The 241-nt window shown below is 46.5% G+C and carries 1 tRNA gene; it reads left to right on the forward strand.

Annotation, left to right across the window (positions count from 1 at the left end):
• Positions 1 to 86 precede the first annotated feature (86 nt).
• A tRNA-Arg gene (locus tag AB4482_RS23060) sits at positions 87 to 163 on the forward strand.
• Positions 164 to 241: the final 78 nt, after the last annotated feature.

The raw sequence follows: 241 nt of genomic DNA on the forward strand, positions 1-241 counted from the left end.
CGCGCCACTATTTAGGGCTTCTTTCTTATAAGAACAGAAATCCTTGTATTGAGTTGTTGTTTACAACGAATTGATACTAAAACCGTGCGCTCTTAGCTCAGCTGGATAGAGTACCTGGCTACGAACCAGGCGGTCGGAGGTTCGAATCCTCCAGAGCGCGCCACTATTTAGGGTTTCTTTTATGAACCCCTGATATTGGGAATACCGATATCGAAAACTGCGCGTCCTTAGCTCAGCTGGA

Source organism: Vibrio sp. 10N.222.55.C7, from assembly GCF_041473335.1.
Lineage (GTDB): Bacteria > Pseudomonadota > Gammaproteobacteria > Enterobacterales > Vibrionaceae > Vibrio > Vibrio crassostreae_C.